We start from the raw sequence: 20,993 nt of genomic DNA on the forward strand, positions 1-20,993 counted from the left end.
GCGCGCGCTCAGCCCTTCACGGCGCCCGCCGCCAGGCCCGAGCCGAGCTTGCGGTGCACGATCACGAAGAAGATCATCACCGGCACGGTGACCAGCGTGGAGCTGGCCATGACCGGGCCCCAGGCCGTGGAGTTCTCACCGAAGAACTGGTAGATGCCCACGGCCGCCGTGTACTTGTCGCTGCCCTTCATGAAGGTGTACGCGAAGACGAACTCGTTCCACGCCGTGATGAAGGCGAAGATCGAGGTCGCGACGAGCCCGGGCGCCACCAGCGGAAGCAGCACGGACCGGAACATCCGGAACCAGGACGCCCCGTCGATGTACGCGGCCTCCTCGACCTCCTTGGGGACGGTGGCGACGAAGCCGCGCAGCGTCCAGATGGCGAAGGGGAGTGAAAGCGCGATGTAGACGATGCTCAGCCCGAGCAGGGAGTTGAGCAGGTCGTAGTCGCGCATCTGGATGAAGAGCGGGATGACCAGCGCCTCCAGCGGCACCATCTGCACGATCAGGATCATGATCAGCACGGAGGTGCGGAAGCGGAACTTGAACCGCGCCACCGCGACGGCCGCGAAGAGCGAGAGCAGCGCCGCCGCCACGATCGTGGCGAGGCCGACGACCGCCGAGTTCAGCAGGTACGTGCCGAAGTTGCCCTTGTCGAAGACGAACTCGAAGTGTTCGAGACTGAGACCGCTCGGCAGCACGTCCGAGCCGCGCAGGGCGGCCTTCGGGTCGAGCGCCGTGGAGATCATCCAGTAGACCGGGAAGAGCGTGAAGACGAGGAGCCCGGCGACCGCGGCCGGCACTCCGACGCGCGAGGCGAGCGTGGTGCGGCGGGTCACAGGTCCTCCTCCCCCTGCCGGAACAGCGTGCGGATGTAGACGACGGTGATGATCAGGAGCAGCACGGTCAGCAGCACCGCGGCCGCGGCGCCCGTGCCGTAGTCGTTCTTGGCGAAGGCCTGGATGTAGGAGAAGACGCCGAGGTTGTAGACGTCCTCGTTGGAGCCGTCGCCGCCGGGTTGCAGATAGACCTGGGTGAAGACCTTGAAGTCCCAGATGGTGGAGAGGATGGTCACGACCAGGAAGACCGGCTTGATGGTCGGGACGGTGATGTTCCAGAACCGCTGCCAGGCATTGGCCCCGTCCAGCTCCCCCGCCTCGTACAGCTCCTTGGGGATCGTCATCAGTCCCGCGAGGACGGTGATGGCGACGAAGGGGAAGCCGTGGTGGACGACGTTGAGCGTGGCGATGGCGTAGAACGGGCCGCGCTCGGTGAACCAGTTGGTGGTCTCGGGGTCGATCAGGCCGATCGATCCGGCCAGCTGGCTTGCCATGCCGTCCTGGGGCTGGAAGAGCCAGATCCAGACGTAGGTGCCCGTGACCGCGGGCATCGCCCAGGCGGCGAGGATCGCGATCGAGCAGATCGTCCGCCAGGTGGGGCCGAGGCGGTTGAGCAGCAGCGCCACGAGGGTGCCGAGCGCGACGGTGAGGCCGACGCAGGCGGTGGCGAAGAAGACGGTGTTGGGCAGGACCGTCTTCCACAGCAGGGAGCTGGAGAGCAGATCGCTGTAGTGGTCGAAGCCGGTGAACGTCCCGACGCCGCCGCCGAACTTGACCTTGTAGTCCTGCAGGGAGAGCTTGCCGACCTGGATCAGCGGCCAGAGCAGCAGGCCCGCGAGGACCACGAGCGCGGGGGCGAGGAGGAGCCAGGGACGGGTGAGGGTGATGAGTCTCTTGCGGCGGCGGGCCGCCTCGGCCGCGACGTCCGGCTGCCGGGGAGCGCGGGGGGCCGGGATCTTCGGCCCCCCGCTGACGAGCGTGTCTTTCACGGTAAGTCCTTCACAGTGCGGAACTCGCCTGTTCCTACTCGTCCTTGGCGAAGATCGCGTCCATGTCCTTGGCCGCCTTGTCCGCGGCTTCCTTCACGGACGACTTGCCGGTGAGGATCGACTGGACCATGCCGGGGATGACCTTCGAGGCCTGGATCTCGCCGTACGCCTTGGTCTTGGGGACCGTCGCGCCGGCCTCGAGCATCTGCTTGGCGAACGGCTCGACCAGCGGGTCCTTCTTCGCCGCGATCTTCTTCAGCTCGGAGTTCTGGCCGGGGAAGTAGTTCGTCTGCTCTGCCCACTTGGCGGCGAACTCGCCGGTGGTCAGCATCTTGACGAACTCCCAGGCGAGTTCCTTCTTGTCCGTGTTGAACGTGGACAGGTAGGAGCCGCCGAGGAAGGACTTGCTCATGCCGCCGTTCTCGCCGGGGATCGGCACGGCGCCGAGCTTGCCCTTGAGGTCGGGGTTGTTGTCGACGATGGCCTTCGGGGTCCAGTTGCCGCCGATGGCCATGGCGATCTCACCCTTGTTCCAGGCGTCGCCGACCTCCTTCTCCGTCCAGGTGTTGACCTTGGCCGGGGAGACCTTGTCCTTGGTGGCGAGGCCCGTGTAGAACTCGATGCCCTTGATGGCCTCGGGCGAGTTGATGCCGGACTTCCACTTGCCGCCGGACTCGGTGGCGAGTTCACCGCCCGCGCCCCAGATGAAGGGGGTCGCGAACATCTCCGCGCCGCCCGCCACCGGGAAGGAGACCATCTTCGGCTCCTTCTCCTTCAGCGTCTTCGCGGTGGCCCGCAGCTCCTTCCAGGTGGTCGGGGGCTTCAGGCCGTGCTTCTCGAAGATGTCCTTGCGGTAGACGATGGAGCGCACGCCCGCGTACCAGGGCATGCCGTACTGCTTGCCGTCGAGCGTGCCCGCGTCCTTCAGGCCCTCGACGAGGTCGTCGTTGAGTCCGGACTTCTTCACCTCGTCGGTGACGTCGACGAGCGCGTCGGTCTCGGCGAACTGCGGCACCCAGGTGGTGCCGACCTCGGCCACGTCGGGCACCTGGTCCGCGCCGCCCTCGATGGCGGTCGTGAACTTCTTCTGGGCGCTGGCCCACTGCTGGTACTCGACCTTGATCTTGGCGCCGGTCTTCTTGGTGAAGGCCTTCTCGGCCTCCTCGAAGAACGGCCGGGCGTCGGGGTTGGTCCCCTCCATGATCCATACGGTGAGGGTCTTGCCCTTGCCGTCGGTGGCCTTGCCGCCTTCGTCGTCGTCATCGCCACCGCACGCCGTGGCGGTCAGTCCGAGACTCATGGCGATACAACCAGCGGCGATGACACGTCGATTCATGCCGGCCCCCTCCAGGTTCCGATTGGTGGGAGCGATTGTGGTCACACCTGGGCGAGGCGGTCTAGACCCATTGGTATAAGCGGCCGAACCGTAATGAGGGTTGCGGGTGACGCAACATACGCTCATAGCATTGCGCCCCATGCAACGCTTCCGTCGCATGGGGCGGCTGTTCCGGGTGGATCTGTCCCGACCTGCACGGATCGGGAACCCTCCCCCGCGGTTACGGCATGTCGATCGTGGAGCTCGAGGCCAGGACGGCCTGGTGGAGGTTGTGCACCCAGGGCGAGGTCTCCAGACCGAGGTCCCTTCGCAGGGCCCGGTGCAGCTGCTGCAGCACGTCGAGCGCCTGCACCCGCCGGCCCGACCGGTACAGGGCGAGGGTCAGCTTGGCGTGCAGGTGCTCGCGCGTGGGGTGCTCCACCGCCAAGGCGCTCAGCTCGCCGATGAGTTCGCGGTGCCGGCCCAGGCGCAGGTCGGCGTCGATGCGGTGTTCCTGCGCGGTGACCCGCTCCTCCTCCAGCTGGACGATGTGCGGGCGCAGCACCGGGCCGTGGCGGACGTCCGCGAGGGCGGGGCCGCGCCAGAGGTCCAGGGCCTCGGCCAGCAGCTCGGAGGCGCGGCGGTCGTCCGACTTCAGGAGCTCCTTGCCGGCCCGCGCGAGGGCGGTGAACCTCTCGGTGTCCACATCACCCGGACCGGTGACGAAGAGGTAGCCGCCGTCCCTGGTCTCCAGGATGTTCCGGGCGGCGGGCAGGCTGCCCACGCCGGGCACGCTCTTGAGGGCGTGCCGGAGCTGGAGTATGTGGGACTGGAGCGTGGCGCGGGCCGCGGCCGGCGGGTCCTCGCCCCAGAGCTCCGTCACACAGGTCTGAATGGGAACGACCCTGTTGGAATTGAGCAGAAGCAGGGCGAGCAATTGACGTTGTTTCGGTGCGGTTGGAGTGTAGGACTTACCCCCGTCGTTCATTTCCAGCGATCCGAGAACCTGGAACTGCATCGTCTGAACACCCCTTCGTCAGGCCCACCCCTCATCCCCTAGAGGTGGGACCGTTGCGCCCTGAATCTTGTCAGAGATCAGGTGTTCCGTCAGCAGAAATCCGACTGTGATCCAAGCAGTGGTGGGCCGACGAGGGAGCCCGCACTAATTCCCGACAGGACTTTCACATACGAGTTTCGTGAAACGCCCGCGATGAAAGACGAGCGGATCATTCCGTTCCGCTGCCTCTCCGTTCAGGGTCTCGGCGATGACGAGTTCGTGGTCGCCCGCCGGATGCACGGCCGAGACCCGGCAGTCCAGCCAGGCCAGGGCATCCCCGGGCACCGGGTGGCCGCCCGGGGTCCTGGCCCATTCCCGGCCGGAGAAGCGCTCGGTTCCCGGGGTGCTGAATGACCGGCACAGTTCCTCGTGCTGTTCCCCGAGTATGGATACCGCAAATGCTCTGGACCGCAGGACGGCGGTGAGGGTAGGGGATCCCGTGCGTACGCAGAGGGATATGAGCGGCGGTTCGAGCGAGACCGATGTGAAGGAATTGACGGCCATGCCCATGGGAACACCGCGCGGCGGCTGCAGCGTGAGCAGCACGACCCCCGTCGCGAACCGACCGAGTATGTCGCGGAAAGGATGCTTCTCCAACATCGGCCGCCCTTCCTAACGCTTCGGTGTGTTCGCGCCGAGTTCGGCGGCGAATCCCTCGCGCCAGCTCCCGTACGAGGGCTTCCAGTCGAGCTCGCGGGCGGCCAGGGCGTTGTCGGCGCCCTGGAGTTCGTTCATGAAGGCCACGCCGTACGGGCCGATCATCGGGCGCACCAGCCAGACGGGGACGCGCATCGGGGCCTTCGCGCCGACGACGCGGGCGAGTTCGGGGAGCCAGGTCGAGACGGGCGCGGGCTCGTCGTCCACGATGTTGTAGGTGGCGCCGCGCACCGTCTCCCCCTCCGCCTCCAGGGCCTTGAGGACGGCGGTGGCCGCGTCCCTGGCGTGGACGAAGGAGAAGACGGCGTTCCCCTGGCCGACCAGGGGGAGCATGCGCTTGCGGACCTGCTGGGTGAAGTTCCCGTCGTGGTCGAAGGCGGACCCCGGGCCGTACAGATGACCGAAACGCAGTACGGTGCCGCCCTCGCCGGCGGTGCGCTCCTCCAGCTCCTTGAGCGCCGCGACCACGGGACGGAACTGCTCGGGTCCGTCCGACCACAGCGGCGTCGTCTCGTCCCTGAGGCCGCCGCCGGGCGCGGGCCGGTAGCCGAAGGCGACGCTCTCGCCCACCAGCCGCCGGACGCCCGCCGCCTTGGCGGCCTCGACGAGGTTGCGGGTCCCGCGGGTGCGCAGGAGGTTGGTCGCGGCGAAGTCCCGGTCGAGACGGCGGGAGTCGACCTTCTTCGGGATCGCGGTGAGGAGGTTGACGACCGCCTCGGGCTCGGCCTGGGCGACCGCGGCGGACAGGGCCTTGGCGTCCAGCGCGTCGGCGCGTACCGCCCGCACGCCATCGCCCGAGGCGGCGGCGCGCTCGGGGTTGCGGGCGAGAGCGATCACCTCATGGCCCTTGTCCGCCAGCAGACCGGTCAGCTGCCGGCCGATGACACCAGTGGCCCCGGCGACCAGAACGCGCATGTCTCTCTCCTTGACTTCGATGGCGTGGAGCGCGGGGGAGCGTCACCGCACCCCGAGTGAATCTCCCCCGTACGGGCTGCCGGGCGGGCCCTTGTCGCGACCTTTCGACCCCACCCTCCGAACAGCCCCTCCGATTTGCTTCACAGTAGACAACTCCGGCCCCGGGCACGCAGGTTCGTGACCATGGTTTCAGCCATAGTCCACGCGGGCCCTAGTCAGACTCGAGGAGGCGTTCCCCGGCGGCCGCGAAGGACGGATCAAGGCCCCGACCGGGCGTGATGAGCCGTCAAAAACGGCTTCGGCTTGATCCTTGGGATTGGGCGGCCGGACCCGAACCCCCTGGTTACCAGTCACCGCACGGCCTCGGCGGGCCCGCCGGACCGGTGCGCGAATTGCTCAAGCGATCCTTCAGTGAACGCACAAGCAGTCTGCAGTCGCCCTGGATGTGCGTGGTGCAGCATCTGCACATCCCACGGAGACACGGAGCCCTGGAGGTCGTGTGTCAGCCAAAGACCAAGTGCTGCAGAGCGTGACCGGACACATCGAGGCGATCAGACCGACCCTGCAACGCGAAGCCATCACCCCTGCCGCCTCTCTCGCCGCCGATCTCGGCCTGGACTCCATGGATCTCGTGGAACTCGCCGCGCGCATCGCCGACGAACACCCCGGGTTCGACATGAACGCGTGGCTGTTCGAGGCGAGCGCCCCCGGCAAGGACTCCCTGGGCTCGCTCGTCGCGGCCCTGGCGAGCCAATCCGAGTCCCGACCCGATGCGAAGCAGGTGTGAGAGCCATGACCGCCGGACACGTCCGTTCGAGCGCTGTCGACATCGCACGCGAGCTCGCGCCGTCACTGGCCGACCGCGCCGCGGAGCACGACCGCGACAGCAGCTTCCCGCACGAGAACTTCGACAAGCTGGTCTCCAGCGGTTACACCGCGCTGACCGTTCCCAAGGAACACGGCGGCGGGGGCATCACGCTGGAGGAGCTGTGCCGCGCCCAGGAGATCCTGGCCGGTGCCTGTTCGTCGACCGCCTTCGCCGTGAACATGCACATCCACGGCCTCGCCATGATCGCCGCGATGGACCAGGAGGACCGGCACGCCTGGGCGTACCGGGCCGTGGTCGAGGACGGCGCCGTCATCGCCGGCGGCTTCAGCGAGCCGGGGATCGGCGGCAACTGGTGGCACCCCACCACCGCCGCCACGCCCGTCGAGGGCGGCTACCTGCTCAACGGCCGCAAGGGCTTCTTCACCGGTTTCCCCGCCGCGACGCTCCTCTTCGTCTCCGCGGCCGACAAGGACGACCGGGGCCGCCCCAAGCCCCTCGGTTTCCTCCTGCCGCGCCCCGAGAAGGGCGTGGAGGTCACCGCGGAGTGGGACGCGGCCGGCATGCGCGCCACCGGCAGCCACGCCCTCGAACTGAAGGACCTCTTCGCCGACAGCCGCTATCTGGTCGGTGACGCGGGCCAGTTGCCGCTGATGTTCATGCGCGGCGTGCACTGGGCGTGGTGCAGCTTCGCCTCCGTCTTCCTCGGCACCGCCCAGGCCGCGCTCGACTACGTCACCGCCGCCCAGCGGGAGCGCAAGCTCGCGGTGCTCGACCGCACCATCGCCCATCTGCCGGGCGTGCAGTTCCGCGTGGCGGACATGGCGACGAAGCTCGCCGCGGCCCGTGCGCACCTGTACTCGGCCGTCCGGGCCGACCACTCGGTGGACGTGGACCCGCTGGGCCACTACATCGAGATGAGCGTGATGAAGAACGCCGTCTGCAAGCTGGCCCACGAGGTCGTCACGCTGGCGCTCCAGGTGCAGGGCGGCTCGGCGCTGAGCTCGCGCAACCCGCTGCAGCGCATGTACCGCGACGTGGTGGCCGGGCTCCTGGTGCCGCCCAACGCGGACCTCACCGCGGAGTGGTCGGGCAAGCAGGCCCTCGGTGTGCCGGTCCTCGACGAACCCCGGTGGGGCGGGTGAGCCCGTCGGCGCGGCGCACCCCGGTACGGCCGGCCCTGCCTGCGTCGCTCGCCCGGCTGCGCAATCTGCTCACCTTCGACATCACGCGGATCTACGAGACGCTCGCCGCCGACCACGGCGACCGCCCGCTGCTCGTGCCGCCCACCCCGCTGGAGTATCCGGGGTTCGGCGTCAGCGAACTGACGGGCCGTCACCTTCGGGACCTGGGCCACAAGATGGCCAACGCGCTGCGGGCCGCCGGTGTCACCACCAACACCCGCGTGGTCATCGTCAAGCGGGACCACCCCGACTACCTGCTGTACCTCTACTCGGCGATCGCGGCGGGCGCCGTACCGGTCAGCGTCAGCGCCGGCACGGGCTGGGCGTACGCGAAGGCCGTGGCCGAGCGGGCCGGGGCGCGCTTCCTGCTCTCCGACACGGCGACGCTCGGGGCGTCCGGCGGTGCCGAGCACGTGGGCCGCATGCTGGAGGAGGGCACCACGGTGCTCGCCGTCGGCACGGACGACGGTGCCTGGTGGGCCGGGCGTGAGGGCGTCGTCGACTTCGTCGGCGCCGTCACCGCGGCCCCCGCCACGGCCCCGCCGCGGCGCCGGATCGGCAAGGACACGCCGGTGGCGCTGTTCCACACCTCGGGGACCACCGGGTCGCCGAAGCTGTGCATCTGGAGCCGCCGCAACACGTACCGCATCTGGAAGCCGATGATGCCGGTCCTGCCGGTGACCAGCGGTTCGCGGGCCATGCTCGGCGTGCCCTTCTCGCACCAGATCGCCTTCGCCCTCGGCACGGCCGTGCTGCTGTGCGGGACGCGGGTGAGCACGGCGTCGCTGTACGACCCCCGCGCAGCGCTGCGCAAGATCGAGGAGGAGCGCATCAGCTGCGTCATGGCCTTCCCGCACCTCTACATGCGGATGGCCGGCGAGGACCTGGACGCCTACGACCTCAGCTCCATGAAGGTGTGGGCCGTCGGCGCCGACAAGGCGCACGCCGCGCACATCGCCGCGCTGACCCGGCACGGTTCGCTGCGGCTGCCGGGCCGGCCGCGGGGCTCGGTCTTCCTCGACTCGTACGGCTCCACGGAGATCGGCGCGGGCGGGATCATGCAGGTCTGGCTCCCCGGTGACGTGCCCGAGCCGGGTGTCCAGGGCAAGCCGATGCCCACGCAGTTCGGTGTGCGCATCGTCGACGAGCGGTGGCAGCCGGTGCCGGCCGGCGCGCCGGGACGCATCCTGGTGCGCAGCTCGTCCCACTTCGACGGGTACTGGGACGACCACACCCGGTGGGCCGAGTCCCGTATCGACGGCTGGTGGTGGGGCGGCGACGTCGGCCGCATCGACGGCAAGGGCCGGCTGGTCTTCCTCGACCGGGAGGCGGACTCGGTCCACACCGAGGCGGGCGTCCTGCACACCCTCCCCGTCGAGGAGCGGCTTTTGGCCCACCCCCGCGCCATGGAGGCCGCGGTCTTCTCCGCCGCCACCGACCCGCGGACCGGGATCGGGCGGGCGGAGGCCTGGGTGGCCCCCAAGGGCGTCCTCACCGAGGCCGACCTGGCGGCCCTCGACGCGTCGGACCGGCTCGTCCTGGAGAAGGAACTGCTCGCCCTCGCGGGCGGCACGGGTGACGGACCGGCACTCTCCGCGGTCCGGGTGGTCGCCCTCGAACAGATCCCCATCGGCGTCACCGGCAAGGTCCTCAAGCGCCGGCTGCGCGAGCTCACGTCCACCGAGGACGGGCTCACGTCCACAGAGAAAGGGAACAGCACCGATGACTGAACAGTCGCGCGAGGCGGAGTGGGAGCGGCTGCGCACGGCCGCCCGGGAGCTGGCCGGCACCTTCGAGGAGCGCAGCCTCGCCAACTACGAGAGCGGCTCCTTCGTCGCCGACAACATCAAGGATCTGGTGGCGTCCGGCATCACGGCCATGAACGTCCCCGCCAAGCACGGCGGGTTCGAGGGCACGCTCGCCGAGAACGTGGAGATCCTCAGGACCATCGCCAAGGGGTGCGGCTCGACCGCGTTCACCCTCTCCATCCACGCGGTGCTCACCGGCTCGCTGCGCGGCGAGGTCGACTCCGACGTCAGCGCCCGGCTCAGCGCCGCGCTGCTCGACGGCGCCTTCGTGGTGGGCCCGTTCACCGACGAGAACTCCGGCAGCAACTGGGTGCTGCCCTCGACGACGGCCAAGCGCGACGGCGACGAGTTCCTCATCGACGGGATCAAGCACTTCTCGACCGGGTGCGAGGCCGCCACGCACATGGTGATCACCGCCGGGCTCGACGACGACCACCTGGAGCCGCCGTTCAACCTGGCCGCGTTCCTGGTGCCCACCGCCGACACCGACAAGATCAACGTCAAGTTCCCGTGGACGGGCTTCGCGATGCCGATGACGGGCTCGCACTCCCTCGCCATCGAAGGGGTGCGGGTGTCGCAGGACGACATGCTGCTGCCCGAGGGCCTCACGCCGCTGTACGTCATGTCGCGCCAGCAGTGGGGCAGTTACTGCTTCACCGCCGTCTTCCTCGGACTGGCCCAGCGGGCGTACGAGATCGCCGTGCAGACCACCGTCGGCCGCTCCAACAACGCGGTGGGCGACCTGGCGAAGCTGCCCGGCATCCAGTTCGCCGTCGCCAAGATGCGCTCCTCGCTCGCCACCATGGAGGCGCTCCTCCACGAGTACGCCACCGAGCACGTCGACCCGGGCGACGACCTGCCCGCGTTCGTCGCGGACACCTGTGTGCCGAAGTACTTCATCACCAACGAGGCGGAGCACGTCGTCGCCACCGCCTTCGAGGTCATCGGCGGCAGCGGCATCCGCAAGGGCGGCCGCATCGGGCAGATCTGGCGCGACATCAAGGCCGGCCCGCTGCTGCCGCTCACCAACGACCTGTGCCGCGAGTACATCGGCAAGACGGCCCTCGGCATCGACCCGCTCGCCACGCCGAGGTGGGTGTAAATGGGCGCCGTCACCTCCGCCCCGGTCATCGACAACGAGTACTACGACGAGGTCGGCGAGGCCTGGTGGGACAGTGAGGGACCGTTTCGGGCCCTGCACGAGATGAACCCCGTACGGCTCGGCCACTTCCACGAGACGCTGGGCCGCCACTACCCGGACCGGGCGCCGCGGGAGCTGCGCGTGCTCGACCTCGGCTGCGGCGGCGGGCTCCTCAGCGAGGGCCTCGCCCGCCGCGGGTACCGCGTGACGGGGGTCGACATCTCCGAGCCGTCCCTCGCGGTGGCCAGGGCCCACGCGAAGCGGCACGGCGTGGAGGTCGAATACCGCAGCGGCTCCGCGTACGCGCTGCCGTTCCCGGACGCCTCCTTCGACGCGGTGAGCGCCTCCGACATCTTCGAGCACCTCGACGACCTGGAGCAGGCGCTCACCGAGATCCACCGGGTGCTGCGCCCGGGCGGCACGGTGCTCTTCGACACCATCAACCGCACCGCGCGCAGCTACGTGGTCTCGATCCTGCTGGCGCAGCGCCTGCTGAAGGTGGTGCACCCGGGGACCCACGTCTGGCGGATGTTCATCCGGCCCGCGGCGCTGCGCCGGAAGTTCGAGGCCTGCGGGCTGCGGCCCGCCTCGCTGGCGGGCATGGTGCCGGCGCTGCCGGTGCCGGGCGTGCTGCTGTCGCTGCTGCGCGGCCGCGGGCTCGGCGGCTTCACCATCGGCACCGACCTGTCCAACAGCTACATCGGGCACGCCGTCAAGGCGGGCCCGCTCCACGAGAACCGCACCACAACGGGAGGACACTGATGGTCTGGATACGCGCAGCGAGCAAGCACGGCGACACGGTCCGCGCGGACCTCGGCCGGCTGCGGTCGTTCCTCGCCGACGTCGGCGCGTCGGGGCCGCTGATGCCGAGCGTCGTGAAGCTGGAGGACGAGGGCGAGGGCGTCTTCCGCTACGAGCTCGAGGAGTTCGACAACGGCGCCGTCAGTCTCGCCCCCCGCTACCAGGTCCGCTTCGACGCCTCCGACCCGGCCGAGATCACCTGGGAGCCGTACGGGGAGCACTCCTTCAAGTCCTGGGGCACCTTCCGCACCTCCGCCGGCGTGGACGGGGAGTCCCAGTTGGAGATCGAGACGCGCAGCGAGATCGACGTGCCCGTCGCGCCCGTCATGACCATCCTCGTGGAGCCGTTCGCCCAGTCCTCCATGGACGAGGTGACGGAAGGGTTCCTCGCCGCCCTGAAGCGGCACGCGGAATCCTGGAACGGGCCGGAGGCCGCGTGATGTCCGCCACCGCGGGCGCCCGGATCCTGAACCTGAGCACCGCCCACCCCGGTCTGCCGCTCGCTCAGGACGAGCTGTTCGAGACCTTCTACGCCGACTTCTACCGTGACGTGCCCAACGCCGAGGAAATCTTCAAGGCCACGCAGGTCCGCACCCGGCACATGGCGTGGGACCCCCGGGAGTACTTCGCCGGACCCACCGCGCCGAGCATGTCGGAGCGGATGCGCGGCTGGGAGGAGAACGTCCTGGCCCTCGGCGCCGAGACGGTCGGTTCGGTCCTCAAGGGCGTCGACACCGCCGACGTCGGCTCCTTCACCATGGCCAGCTGCACCGGCTACGCGGGGCCCACCCCGGAGATGCTCCTCGCCAAGGAGTTCGGCCTGCCGGCCAGCCTGCGGCGCACCTTCGTCGGTCACATGGGCTGCTACGCGGCGTTCAACGCCATCAAGGTGGGCCTGGACTCGGTGACGGCGCGCCCCGACGAGCTGGCCGTCGTGAGCTGCTGCGAGGTCTGCTCGCTGCACGTGCGGCCCGAGATGACGAAGGAACAGGTCGTGGTGCACGGCCTGTTCGCCGACGGCGCCGCCGCGATGCTGCTCGGCCCGGACGACGGCAAGGGCCCGGCGATCCTGCGCACCCACACGGAGACGCACTACGCGACCTCCGAGGCGATGACCTGGCGGGTGCAGGACGACGGCTTCCGCATGACGCTGTCGCCCTACGTCCCGGCGATCCTTTCGGGCGCCGTGGAGTCCTTCGTGGAGAACCTGCTGCGGCCCATGGGGCTGACCCGGCAGGACGTCAGGCACTGGGGCGTCCACCCCGGCGGCCCGAAGATCATCGAACTGGTCGGCGCGCGGCTCGGTCTCGGCGAGGCCCAGCTCGCGGCGTCCCGGCACATCCTGGCGAGTCGTGGCAACTGCTCGTCGTCGACCATCCTGCTCATCCTCGAACAGCTGCTGGGCGGGGAGCACGACCGCACGCCGCGGCCCGGCGAGTTCGGCGTCCTGATGGCGTTCGGCCCGGGTCTGACCATGGAGTCGGCCCTGGTGCGCTTCTGAGCGGCGCGGTACCGCCGATCGCCGTTCGCCCGAGCAGATCCCTCTTTACGGAGCCGTACTGATGACAACGCACGCATCCAGCACACCGGCGGGCCTCGAACCGACCCGCGACCTGCCCGCCCTGCACCATGCCATCAAGGACCACTACGACGGTCTGATCGAGCTGTACGAGGACCTGTGGGGCGAGCACATCCACCACGGGTACTGGGCCCAGGGCGAACCCGACCCGGGCCGGCACGTGGCGCAGGACCGCCTCGCCGACGAGCTGATCGCTCTCGCCGACATCCCCCGGGGCGCCCGGGTCCTGGACGCCGGGTGCGGCGTCGGGGCCTCGGCGATCCGGCTCGCCAAGAACCTCGACTGCCGCGTGGACGCCATCACGCTCAGCACCGAGCAGGTCCGCCGCGGCACCGAGAAGGCCGCGGAGGCCGGCGTCGGCGACCTGGTCACGCTGCGCTACATGGACGCCATGAAGACCGAGTACGAGGACGGCACGTTCGACGTCGTCTGGGCGCTCGAGAGCTGTGAACTCATGTACGACAAGAAGGAGTTCCTCCAGGAGTGCAAGCGGGTCCTCAAGCCCGGCGGGCGGCTCGTGGTCGCCACCTGGTGCGCCAGGGACGAGTCCCTGAACCCCGCCGAGGTCCGGCTCCTGCACCGCATCTACCGCGACTTCGCCGTCTCCCACGTCCTGCCGCTGCGCCGCTACGAGCAGCTCTGCGACGAGGTCGGTCTCACCGGCGTCACCTCGGCGGACTGGACGACGGAGGTCCGCGACACCTGGAAGCTGTCGACCGACATCGTCAAGCCCGTGGTCCGCGACCCCTCTTATGTGTGGAAGCTGGTGCGCGCCAAGGGCGTCGACGTCTTCCGCTTCCTCAACTCGGTGCCGCTGATGCGCCAGGCGTACGACCGCGGGGTCATGCGCTACGGCGTCTTCACCGCCACCCGCCCCGCCGATGACACCGTCGCGTCCCGGAAGGACCTGGCATGAGTGCCCCCGCCACCCCCACCGTGCAGGACCTGGTCGCCGATCTGCTCACCCAGTCCTGGGTCGTGGAGCTCTTCACCGAGCTGAGCGAGCGCCAGGCCGAGTCCAGCCGGCTGGTCGAGAAGCTCCGCGCCCGTGACGTCACCAACCACGCCTTCTGGCCCTTCCACGCGCCGCCGATGCCGGTCTCCATGCGCAGGGCCGAGGGCTCCAAGGTCACCGACGCGGACGGCAACACGTACATCGACACGCACCTGGGCTTCGGCGCCCAGGCGCTGCACGGCCACAACCCACCGTCGGTGGTGGAGTTCGTCCGCGACCGGATGGGCACCGGCACGGGCAACGGCTACTTCCAGGCGATCGAGCTCGAACTCATCGAGCTGCTCGGCTCGTTCATGCCGCACATCGAGAAGTACGCCTTCCTCAACTCCGGCACCGACGCCACCGCGGCGGCGATCCGGATGGCCCGGGCGCGCACCGGCAAGCGCATGGTGGCGAAGTTCGAGGGCTCCCTGCACGGCGTGCACGACCTCGCCGCGCACAACACGGCCTTCTGGTACCACGGCCACCCCACCAACCCGCTGCCCGAGGTGGGCCCGGACGGCGTGGGCCGCCAGTCCGCGCTCGCGGGCGTCCACGAGGCCGACCCGCGCGACCTGCTGGTGCTGCCGAACGACCTCGAGGCCGCCACGAAGCTGCTGCACCGCTACCGGGACGACCTGGCGTGCGTCCTCGGCGAGGCCGTCTCCTCCTCGTTCCCCTTCGAGGAGCACACCGTCCCGCTGATCAAGGGGACCGCGGAGGAGGCCCGCAGGCTCGGCATCCCATTCATCCTCGACGAGGTCCTCACGGGCTTCCGCTGCGGTCCCGGCGGCGCCGCCAAGGCGTACGGCATCGAGGCGGACCTGTACTGCTACGGCAAGGTCATCTCCGGTCTCGGTCTGCCGCTCTCCGCGGTGGGCGGCCGGGCCGACCTGCTCGAAACGGTGCAGTCGAGCGGCATGGCCCTCACGGACCTCGGCCGCAAGAGCAGCGTCCAGACCACGCACGCGGGCAACTACCTGTCGCTGTGCGCCTCGTACGCCTCGCTCAGCCTGCTGCGCGACAAGGGCGACGCCTACTACGACCGCACCCGCGCCAAGGTCGGTGTGATCCGCGACCGGCTCGCCGCGCTGCGCGATGAGCACGGGATCCCGCTGCGCCTGCTCGGCTTCGGCGACTTCATCGGCTCCTTCGCCTTCCTCGAGCAGGAGAGCTACCGGGACTACCGGGACTTCACGGCCGCGGTCAACCCGATCGGCCTGTTCCTGCTGACCCTGATGCTGCGCCGGCGGGGCATCTACACGCTCAGCCTGCCGATGCTGTTCACCGGCGACGCCCACAGCGACGAGGACATCGACGCCGTCTGCACGGCGGTCGTCGACAGCGCCCTGGAGCTGAAGGAGCACGACTTCCCCTTCGTCCTGCCGGGCTGACGGCCGCGCCCCGCGAACTGACGGACTCTCACCACGCGTACGCGCGGGGCGCCGGCGCCCCCGGTGCCGGTCACGCCCCGCGCGTACGCGCCGAGAACGGAGACACTGATGGCAAGTCCACCGCTGACCGAGCGGTCGGTGCACCCCGACCGAGCAGACTGGCAGCCGGGCGGCCCGCTCGCCCGGCTCGTCCCCGAGGACACCGTCGGCGCCGCGCTCGCCGGGCGCCGCGAGCGCGAGCCCGACGGCGTCGTCACCTACGTCCACGACCGCAACGGCGTGCTCACCCGGCTGACCGCGGCCGACCTGTGGGACCGGGCCTGCGCCGCCGCCGACGCCCTCCAGGAGCTGGGCGTCACCGCCGGGGACACGGTCGCGCTCTGCGCGGACACCGGCCCCGACCTGATCGCCGCCCTGTTCGGCTCCATGCTGACGGGGGCGGTGCCGTTCATCGTCGAGCCCCCGCTCAACGAGGCGCGCGGCGCCGTGTGGGGCGAGCGCTTCCGGCACATGACCGCGGTGGCCGCACCCCGCGCGCTGGTGTCCGGGCCCGAGACCTCGCCGACGGTGGAGAGCACCTGCGCCGACCTCGGTGTGCCGGTGCTCAAGCCGCCCTACGGCGATGCCGCGGCCGGCGCCGCGGACCGCCGGCCCGCCGCCGTGAGCGCCGACTCCCCCGCGTACCTGCAGTTCACCTCGGGGACCACGGGCGACGCCAAGGCCGTGGTGATCACCCACCGGCAGCTGTACGCCAACGTCTCCGCCATCGCGCGGCACGTGCCGTACCGGCAGAGCGACGTGATGGTCGGCTGGCTGCCCCTGCACCACGACATGGGCCTGGTCGGCACGGTCTTCTCGACCTTCCTGCACCAGATCCCCGTCGTCCTGATGCCGCCCCTCGCCTTCGCCTTCCGTCCGGAGCTGTGGCTCCAGGCGATCAGCCGGTTCCGGGGCACGCTCTCCCCGGCGCCGAACTTCGCCTTCCACCTGTGCGCGGCGCGCGCCAAGGACGAGGGCCTGGCCGGTCTCGACCTGAGCTCCTGGCGGGTGGCGTTCAACGGCGCGGAGGCCGTCAGCTCGGCCACGCTGGAGCTGTGGCAGCGGCGGATGGGCCCGCTCGGCTTCGCCGCCGAGGCCATGCAGCCCTGCTACGGCATGGCGGAGATCGGCATCGCCGTCACCCTGTCCGAGCCGGGTCAGCTCCCCCGCGTGCTGCACATCAGCCGCAGCGCGCTCGCCGAGACGGGCACCGTGGTGGCCGCGGAGCCCGGCGACCCGGACGCCCAGGAGGTGACCGCCGTGGGGCGGCCGCTGCCCGGCTACGGCGTACGGGTGGAGGACGCGGACGGCAACGAGCTGCCCGAGCGGCGCCAGGGCCGGCTGATCATCAGCGGTCCCTCGCTCACCGAGCGGTACCTGACCGCGGACGGCGCCGGCGACCCGTCGCTGCGCGAGGACGGCCTGGACATCGGCGACCTCGGCTTCTACGCCGACGGCGACCTCTTCGTGACCGGCCGCGTCAAGGACCTCATCATCATCGGCGGCCGGAACTACCTGCCGTACTCCCTGGAGGCCGCCGCCGCCGAGGTGCCGGGCATCCGCAGGGGCGGCGTGGCCGCGATCGGCGTGCCCCACCCGGAGAAGGGCACCGAGTCCCTCCTGCTGGTGGCGGAGAGCGCCGCGGCCCACGACCCGGACCGCAGCCGCGCCCTCGCCCTGGACGTCGAGCGCGCGGTGGCCGCGCGTACCGGGCTGCGGCCCGACCGGGTCCACCTGCTGCCGCGCGGCAGGCTGCCCAAGACGCCGAGCGGAAAGCTGCAGCGGGTGCGGATCACCGCGCTCGCGGCGGCCGGCCGGCTGGACCCGGTGTGAGCGCCCGGTCCGGCGCCGCCCACCGCGTCGTGGTGGTGGGCGGCGGCGCGGCCGGGCTCATGGCGGCGTGCGCCGCCGCCCGCGCCGGGTGGCAGGTCACCGTCCTGGAGTCGTCGCAGCACCCCGGCGGCCGGGCCCGCGGCCCGGCGCTCGGGGAGCACCCCGTCACCATGGGGCCGCGCGCCCTGTACAAGGGTCCCGCCTGGCGGATGCTGCGATCTCTCGGGGTGCGCCCGCGGGGCGTCACTCCGGCGATGGGTGAGGCGCTTGCGCTCCGGCAGGGCGACCTCGTCCCCGGATACGCCACCCCTCAGGGGCTGTTGACGACGCCGCTGCTTTCGGTGCGGGAGCGGCTCGCGGTGGTACGGCTGATGGGGCTGGCGCGCGCGACGCCCGCTCTGGCCCCGCTCACCGGTGAGCAGTGGCTGGAGCGGGCCCTGCCGACCGAGCGGGCGGCCGAGACCGTCTTCGCGCTGCTGCGGATGATGTCGTACTCCGGTTCGCCCGCTCTGCTGAGCGCGGACGCGCTTGCGGGCCGGGTGGCCGGGGCGCGCAGCGGCGTGCTCTACGTGGACGGCGGCTGGCAGTCGGTGGTCAACGCCCTGCTCCTGCTGGCCCGTCGGCTGGGGGTGCGGATCCGCACCGGCGTGCGCGCCGTCGCGGTGACGGCCTCGGACCGGGGCCCGCGGGTGCGCTCCGTCGAGGGCGGCGAGGAGAGCGAGGAGACGTGGGACGCCGCGTTCGTGGCGGGCCTGACCCCCTCGGGCACGGCCCGGCTGCTGGGCGCGGCGGAGCCCGCGACGGGCCCCGGCCTCTCCACGGCCTGCCTCGACGTGGTCCTCGACCAACTCCCCGTCCCCGGCGTCTCGTTGGTGTACGGCGTGGACACGCCCGTGTACCTGGGCGCGGAGCCGGCCGGGGCCCGGACCGCCCACCCGCAGGGTGCCGTCCTGCACCTGTCCCGCTTCGACGACGGCACGCCGCGCAGCGCCGCGGACAACCGCAAGGAGCTGGAGCAGCTGCTCGACGTGGCCCAGCCGGGGTGGCGGCGCCATCTGCTGGAGGAGCGCTTCATGCCGCGGATGCGGACCATGGGCGCGCTGCCCCAGCCGTCGACGGGCGGACTGCCGGGCAGACCCGGTCCTGTGACGTCGGTGCCGGGCGTCTTCGTCGCGGGCGACTGGGTCGGTGACGAGGGCATCCTGCTGGACGCCGTCGGGGCGAGCGTGCGGCGGGCGCTGGAGGACTGCCGGTCGTTTCTGCGCACGGGGGCATGAGATCCCGCCCGCTTCCGATCTTCGGCACCCCCGCGGTCGCAGCTTCTCCCAGAATCAGAGGCCACACCAACCTCACCGAATGAAGGGGCCGTTGGCATGTTTGCCGCAATCGCGGGGCTGCACCTCAGGCGCCGGCGCGTGGTGCTTCTGCTCGCGCTGGTCGTCGCCGCGCTGGCCGGGGCCTTCTCGTCCGACGTCACCTCACGGATGTCGAACTCGACGACCATCTACGAGGACGCCGCACGGCCGAGCGTGATCGCGCGCCACACCATCAGCGCGGCGACCGGCGCCGACCCCTCACAGGGGTACGTCATCGAGGTCCGCACCGAGCGGCGCCTCTCCCCCGGCGACCCGGCGCCCGCCGCCGTGGCGAAGGCCCGCGCGGTGCTGCGCGAGCGGCCCGAGACGGTGACCGTCGCCGACTACACGACCCGCGGTCCCGCCCTCATCTCCGACGACGGGCGCGGCACCCTCGTGGTGGCCGCCCTCAAGCCGCTGTCGGAGAAGCAGGCCAAGGACGGCACCGAGGCGGTCCAGGCGGCGATCGACCGTGAACCGGCGCTGCGCGACAGCGCGTTGCTCGGCGGTTCGACGGCCGCCCGCCACCAGGTCGGCGAGTTGTCGTTCTCGGATCTGGCGCGCGCCGAGCTGTTCGCGCTGCCCGTGATGCTTCTCGTCCTGGTGCTCGTCTTCCGGGGTGTGGTGGCAGCGCTGATGCCCCTGGTCGGCGCCGTGTTCACGCTGCTGCTCACCTTCGGCGGGCTCGCGGTGGCGATCCGGGGCATGACGGTGGCCTCCGGGGCGATGAACCTGGCCACCGCCCTCGGGCTCGGGCTCTCCATCGACTTCAGCCTGCTGATGGTGACGCGGTTCCGGGAGGAGCTCGCCCGCGGGCTCGACCCCGGCGCCGCGCTGCGGGTGTGTCTGGGCACCGCCGGGCGCACGGTCCTGTTCAGCGCGCTCACCGTCACGGCGGCGCTCGCGGCGCTGCTCGTCTTCCCGCAGCCCTATCTGCGGTCGATGGGGCTGGCCGGGATCCTCACCACGCTCTCGGCGGCGCTGTTCGCGCTGCTCGTGCTCCCCGGGCTGCTGCTCGCCCTGGGCGCCCGGATCAACGCGCTGCCGCTGCGCAGGTCCCGCGGCGAGGCCGAGGCGGAGGAGGCGTCGGTCCGGCGCTGGCGCCGTCGTACGCAGGCCATCGTGCGCCGGCCCGCCCTGTTCGGGCTCGGGGCGGTGGTGCTCCTGGTGGCGCTGGCCTGGCCGGCCCTCGGGGTGCGCTTCACCGGCGTCGACGGGACGTCGCTGCCGGATTCGGTCTCCTCGGGGCAGGTCGCCGCGTCGATGAAGGAGCACTACCCCCACGTGTCGGCCCAGCCCGTGGTGGCGCTCGCGGAGGCGGACCCGTCCCGCCGAGCCCAGGTCACGGCGTACGGCAAGCGGCTCGCGGAGGTGGACGGGGTGGCCTCGGTCGGCGCCCCGCGCCGGATCGACGCCGCGCACTGGCAGTGGGACATCACCGTCGAGGGCGCCCCGCTCGGCGAGCGGGCCCAGCAGGTCGTCGAGGACCTGGAGGCCGAGAAGGCCGCGTTCCCGGTCTCGTTCACCGGCGGCGCCGCCGACTTCCGCGACCAGCAGCGCAGCATCGGCGACCAGTTGCCGCTGGCACTGGCCCTGCTCGGCGGGACGACCTTCCTGCTGCTGTTCGCGTTCACGGGCTCGGTGGTGCTGCCGGTGAAGACGCTGCTGATGAACGTGTTGAGCACGGGCGCCGCCGTCGGGGTGCTCGTACTGCTCTTCCAGGGGCACGCCTTCGAGGGGGTGCTCGGTTTCACCTCGCAGGGCGCTCTGGAGTCCACCGGTCCCGTACTCCTCGCCGTGCTGGCCTTCGGCCTCTCCACCGACTACGGCGTCTTCCTGCTCGGCCGGGTCATGGAGGCGCGGGCGCAGGGCGGCACCGAGCGGGAGGCGGTCGTCACCGGGCTCTCCCGGTCGGGCCGGATCGTCACGTCGGCGGCGGTGCTGTTCTGCATCCCCGTCGCGGCGCTCGCGCTCTCCCGTGTCGTACTGATCAAGGAGCTCGGCCTGGGCACCGCGTTCGCGGTCTTCCTGGACGCGGCGCTGATCAGGACCGTGCTCGTGCCCTCGCTGATGGCGCTGATGGGTTCCTGGAACTGGTGGGCGCCCGGTCCGCTGCGGCGGCTCCACACGTCGCTGGGGCTCGACCGGCTGCACCGGGCGGAGCTGTCGCCGGACGGTGCCGCCGGGCCCGAGCCCGAGCCGGCGGGCGGACCGGCGGCCGCACGCGGCTGACGAGACATACCGGGGTCCGTGCGCGTGCACGGGCC

The 20,993-nt window shown here is 71.0% G+C and carries 18 protein-coding genes; 12 read left to right on the forward strand and 6 right to left on the reverse strand.

What is annotated here, in order from left to right:
* Nucleotides 1–8 precede the first annotated feature (8 nt).
* The 6 genes from ACZ7DY_RS32035 to ACZ7DY_RS32060 all read right to left on the reverse strand — a co-directional run bounded on the left by ACZ7DY_RS32035 (nt 9) and on the right by ACZ7DY_RS32060 (nt 5,772).
* On the reverse strand, nt 9–839 hold the full coding sequence (locus ACZ7DY_RS32035) for a carbohydrate ABC transporter permease (protein WP_471141590.1): 831 nt from the start codon (nt 837–839) through the stop codon (nt 9–11).
* Nucleotides 836–1,795 carry a carbohydrate ABC transporter permease gene (locus ACZ7DY_RS32040; RefSeq protein WP_471141934.1) on the reverse strand — a complete coding sequence of 320 codons (960 nt, stop codon included), beginning with the start codon at nt 1,793–1,795 and terminating at the stop codon, nt 836–838. Before ACZ7DY_RS32040 ends, ACZ7DY_RS32035 begins: the two co-directional genes overlap by 4 nt.
* A gap of 67 nt (nt 1,796–1,862) precedes the next feature.
* Nucleotides 1,863–3,128, reverse strand: coding sequence for a sugar ABC transporter substrate-binding protein (locus tag ACZ7DY_RS32045; protein WP_471141592.1), 1,266 nt, complete (start codon nt 3,126–3,128; stop codon nt 1,863–1,865).
* 256 nt (nt 3,129–3,384) lie between these two features.
* Entirely contained in the window at nt 3,385–4,161 is a 777-nt protein-coding gene (locus tag ACZ7DY_RS32050; protein ID WP_471141594.1) for an AfsR/SARP family transcriptional regulator, read from the reverse strand.
* A 144-nt stretch (nt 4,162–4,305) separates the two neighbouring features.
* Nucleotides 4,306–4,800 (reverse strand): flavin reductase family protein, encoded by a 495-nt coding sequence (locus ACZ7DY_RS32055; RefSeq protein WP_471141597.1) that lies wholly within the window; start codon nt 4,798–4,800, stop codon nt 4,306–4,308.
* A 12-nt stretch (nt 4,801–4,812) separates the two neighbouring features.
* Nucleotides 4,813–5,772, reverse strand: a complete 960-nt coding sequence (locus ACZ7DY_RS32060) for an NAD-dependent epimerase/dehydratase family protein (RefSeq protein ID WP_471141599.1) — start codon at nt 5,770–5,772, stop codon at nt 4,813–4,815.
* Between the two features lie 499 nt (nt 5,773–6,271).
* On the opposite strand from ACZ7DY_RS32060, the gene ACZ7DY_RS32065 reads away from it, so the two are divergent.
* The 12 genes from ACZ7DY_RS32065 (at nt 6,272) to ACZ7DY_RS32120 (ending at nt 20,958) form a co-directional block, all read left to right on the forward strand.
* Complete coding sequence (locus ACZ7DY_RS32065) at nt 6,272–6,559, forward strand: acyl carrier protein (RefSeq protein WP_471141601.1); 288 nt, start codon at nt 6,272–6,274, stop codon at nt 6,557–6,559.
* A 5-nt stretch (nt 6,560–6,564) separates the two neighbouring features.
* A complete protein-coding gene (locus ACZ7DY_RS32070; RefSeq protein WP_471141603.1) occupies nt 6,565–7,743 on the forward strand; it encodes an acyl-CoA dehydrogenase family protein in 1,179 nt (392 codons plus the stop codon).
* Nucleotides 7,740–9,512, forward strand: coding sequence for a class I adenylate-forming enzyme family protein (locus ACZ7DY_RS32075; RefSeq protein WP_471141606.1), 1,773 nt, complete (start codon nt 7,740–7,742; stop codon nt 9,510–9,512). The genes ACZ7DY_RS32070 and ACZ7DY_RS32075 overlap by 4 nt, the downstream gene beginning before the upstream one ends.
* Nucleotides 9,505–10,692, forward strand: a complete 1,188-nt coding sequence (locus ACZ7DY_RS32080; RefSeq protein WP_471141609.1) for an acyl-CoA dehydrogenase family protein — start codon at nt 9,505–9,507, stop codon at nt 10,690–10,692. The genes ACZ7DY_RS32075 and ACZ7DY_RS32080 overlap by 8 nt, the downstream gene beginning before the upstream one ends.
* A complete protein-coding gene (ubiG, locus tag ACZ7DY_RS32085; RefSeq protein ID WP_471141611.1) occupies nt 10,693–11,493 on the forward strand; it encodes a bifunctional 2-polyprenyl-6-hydroxyphenol methylase/3-demethylubiquinol 3-O-methyltransferase UbiG in 801 nt (266 codons plus the stop codon).
* Nucleotides 11,493–11,972, forward strand: a complete 480-nt coding sequence (locus tag ACZ7DY_RS32090) for an SRPBCC family protein (protein WP_471141614.1) — start codon at nt 11,493–11,495, stop codon at nt 11,970–11,972. The genes ubiG and ACZ7DY_RS32090 overlap by 1 nt, the downstream gene beginning before the upstream one ends.
* A complete protein-coding gene (locus ACZ7DY_RS32095) occupies nt 11,972–13,033 on the forward strand; it encodes a type III polyketide synthase (protein WP_471141617.1) in 1,062 nt (353 codons plus the stop codon). The genes ACZ7DY_RS32090 and ACZ7DY_RS32095 overlap by 1 nt, the downstream gene beginning before the upstream one ends.
* Nucleotides 13,034–13,094: 61 nt before the next feature.
* Nucleotides 13,095–14,027 carry a methyltransferase domain-containing protein gene (locus ACZ7DY_RS32100; protein WP_471141620.1) on the forward strand — a complete coding sequence of 311 codons (933 nt, stop codon included), beginning with the start codon at nt 13,095–13,097 and terminating at the stop codon, nt 14,025–14,027.
* A complete protein-coding gene (locus tag ACZ7DY_RS32105) occupies nt 14,024–15,499 on the forward strand; it encodes an aminotransferase class III-fold pyridoxal phosphate-dependent enzyme (protein ID WP_471141622.1) in 1,476 nt (491 codons plus the stop codon). Before ACZ7DY_RS32100 ends, ACZ7DY_RS32105 begins: the two co-directional genes overlap by 4 nt.
* Nucleotides 15,500–15,607: 108 nt before the next feature.
* Nucleotides 15,608–17,371, forward strand: coding sequence for an AMP-binding protein (locus tag ACZ7DY_RS32110; RefSeq protein ID WP_471141624.1), 1,764 nt, complete (start codon nt 15,608–15,610; stop codon nt 17,369–17,371).
* Nucleotides 17,368–18,648, forward strand: a complete 1,281-nt coding sequence (locus tag ACZ7DY_RS32115) for an FAD-dependent oxidoreductase (protein WP_471141627.1) — start codon at nt 17,368–17,370, stop codon at nt 18,646–18,648. Before ACZ7DY_RS32110 ends, ACZ7DY_RS32115 begins: the two co-directional genes overlap by 4 nt.
* Nucleotides 18,649–18,744: 96 nt before the next feature.
* Nucleotides 18,745–20,958, forward strand: a complete 2,214-nt coding sequence (locus ACZ7DY_RS32120; protein ID WP_471141630.1) for an MMPL family transporter — start codon at nt 18,745–18,747, stop codon at nt 20,956–20,958.
* Nucleotides 20,959–20,993 lie beyond the last annotated feature (35 nt).

It is taken from the genome of Streptomyces sp. NPDC037013, from assembly GCF_055607265.1.

What these genes read in the sequence shown, in the direction of transcription:
- ACZ7DY_RS32100 (WP_471141620.1), top strand. Translation starts at nt 13,095, where the DNA reads ATGACAACGCACGCATCCAGCACACCGGCGGGCCTCGAACCGACCCGC.
- ACZ7DY_RS32050 (WP_471141594.1), bottom strand. Translation starts at nt 4,161, where the DNA reads ATGCAGTTCCAGGTTCTCGGATCGCTGGAAATGAACGACGGGGGTAAG.
- ACZ7DY_RS32095 (WP_471141617.1), top strand. Translation starts at nt 11,972, where the DNA reads ATGTCCGCCACCGCGGGCGCCCGGATCCTGAACCTGAGCACCGCCCAC.
- ACZ7DY_RS32110 (WP_471141624.1), top strand. Translation starts at nt 15,608, where the DNA reads ATGGCAAGTCCACCGCTGACCGAGCGGTCGGTGCACCCCGACCGAGCA.
- ACZ7DY_RS32045 (WP_471141592.1), bottom strand. Translation starts at nt 3,128, where the DNA reads ATGAGTCTCGGACTGACCGCCACGGCGTGCGGTGGCGATGACGACGAC.
- ACZ7DY_RS32105 (WP_471141622.1), top strand. Translation starts at nt 14,024, where the DNA reads ATGAGTGCCCCCGCCACCCCCACCGTGCAGGACCTGGTCGCCGATCTG.
- ACZ7DY_RS32060 (WP_471141599.1), bottom strand. Translation starts at nt 5,772, where the DNA reads ATGCGCGTTCTGGTCGCCGGGGCCACTGGTGTCATCGGCCGGCAGCTG.
- ubiG (WP_471141611.1), top strand. Translation starts at nt 10,693, where the DNA reads ATGGGCGCCGTCACCTCCGCCCCGGTCATCGACAACGAGTACTACGAC.
- ACZ7DY_RS32080 (WP_471141609.1), top strand. Translation starts at nt 9,505, where the DNA reads ATGACTGAACAGTCGCGCGAGGCGGAGTGGGAGCGGCTGCGCACGGCC.
- ACZ7DY_RS32055 (WP_471141597.1), bottom strand. Translation starts at nt 4,800, where the DNA reads ATGTTGGAGAAGCATCCTTTCCGCGACATACTCGGTCGGTTCGCGACG.
- ACZ7DY_RS32120 (WP_471141630.1), top strand. Translation starts at nt 18,745, where the DNA reads ATGTTTGCCGCAATCGCGGGGCTGCACCTCAGGCGCCGGCGCGTGGTG.
- ACZ7DY_RS32090 (WP_471141614.1), top strand. Translation starts at nt 11,493, where the DNA reads ATGGTCTGGATACGCGCAGCGAGCAAGCACGGCGACACGGTCCGCGCG.
- ACZ7DY_RS32070 (WP_471141603.1), top strand. Translation starts at nt 6,565, where the DNA reads ATGACCGCCGGACACGTCCGTTCGAGCGCTGTCGACATCGCACGCGAG.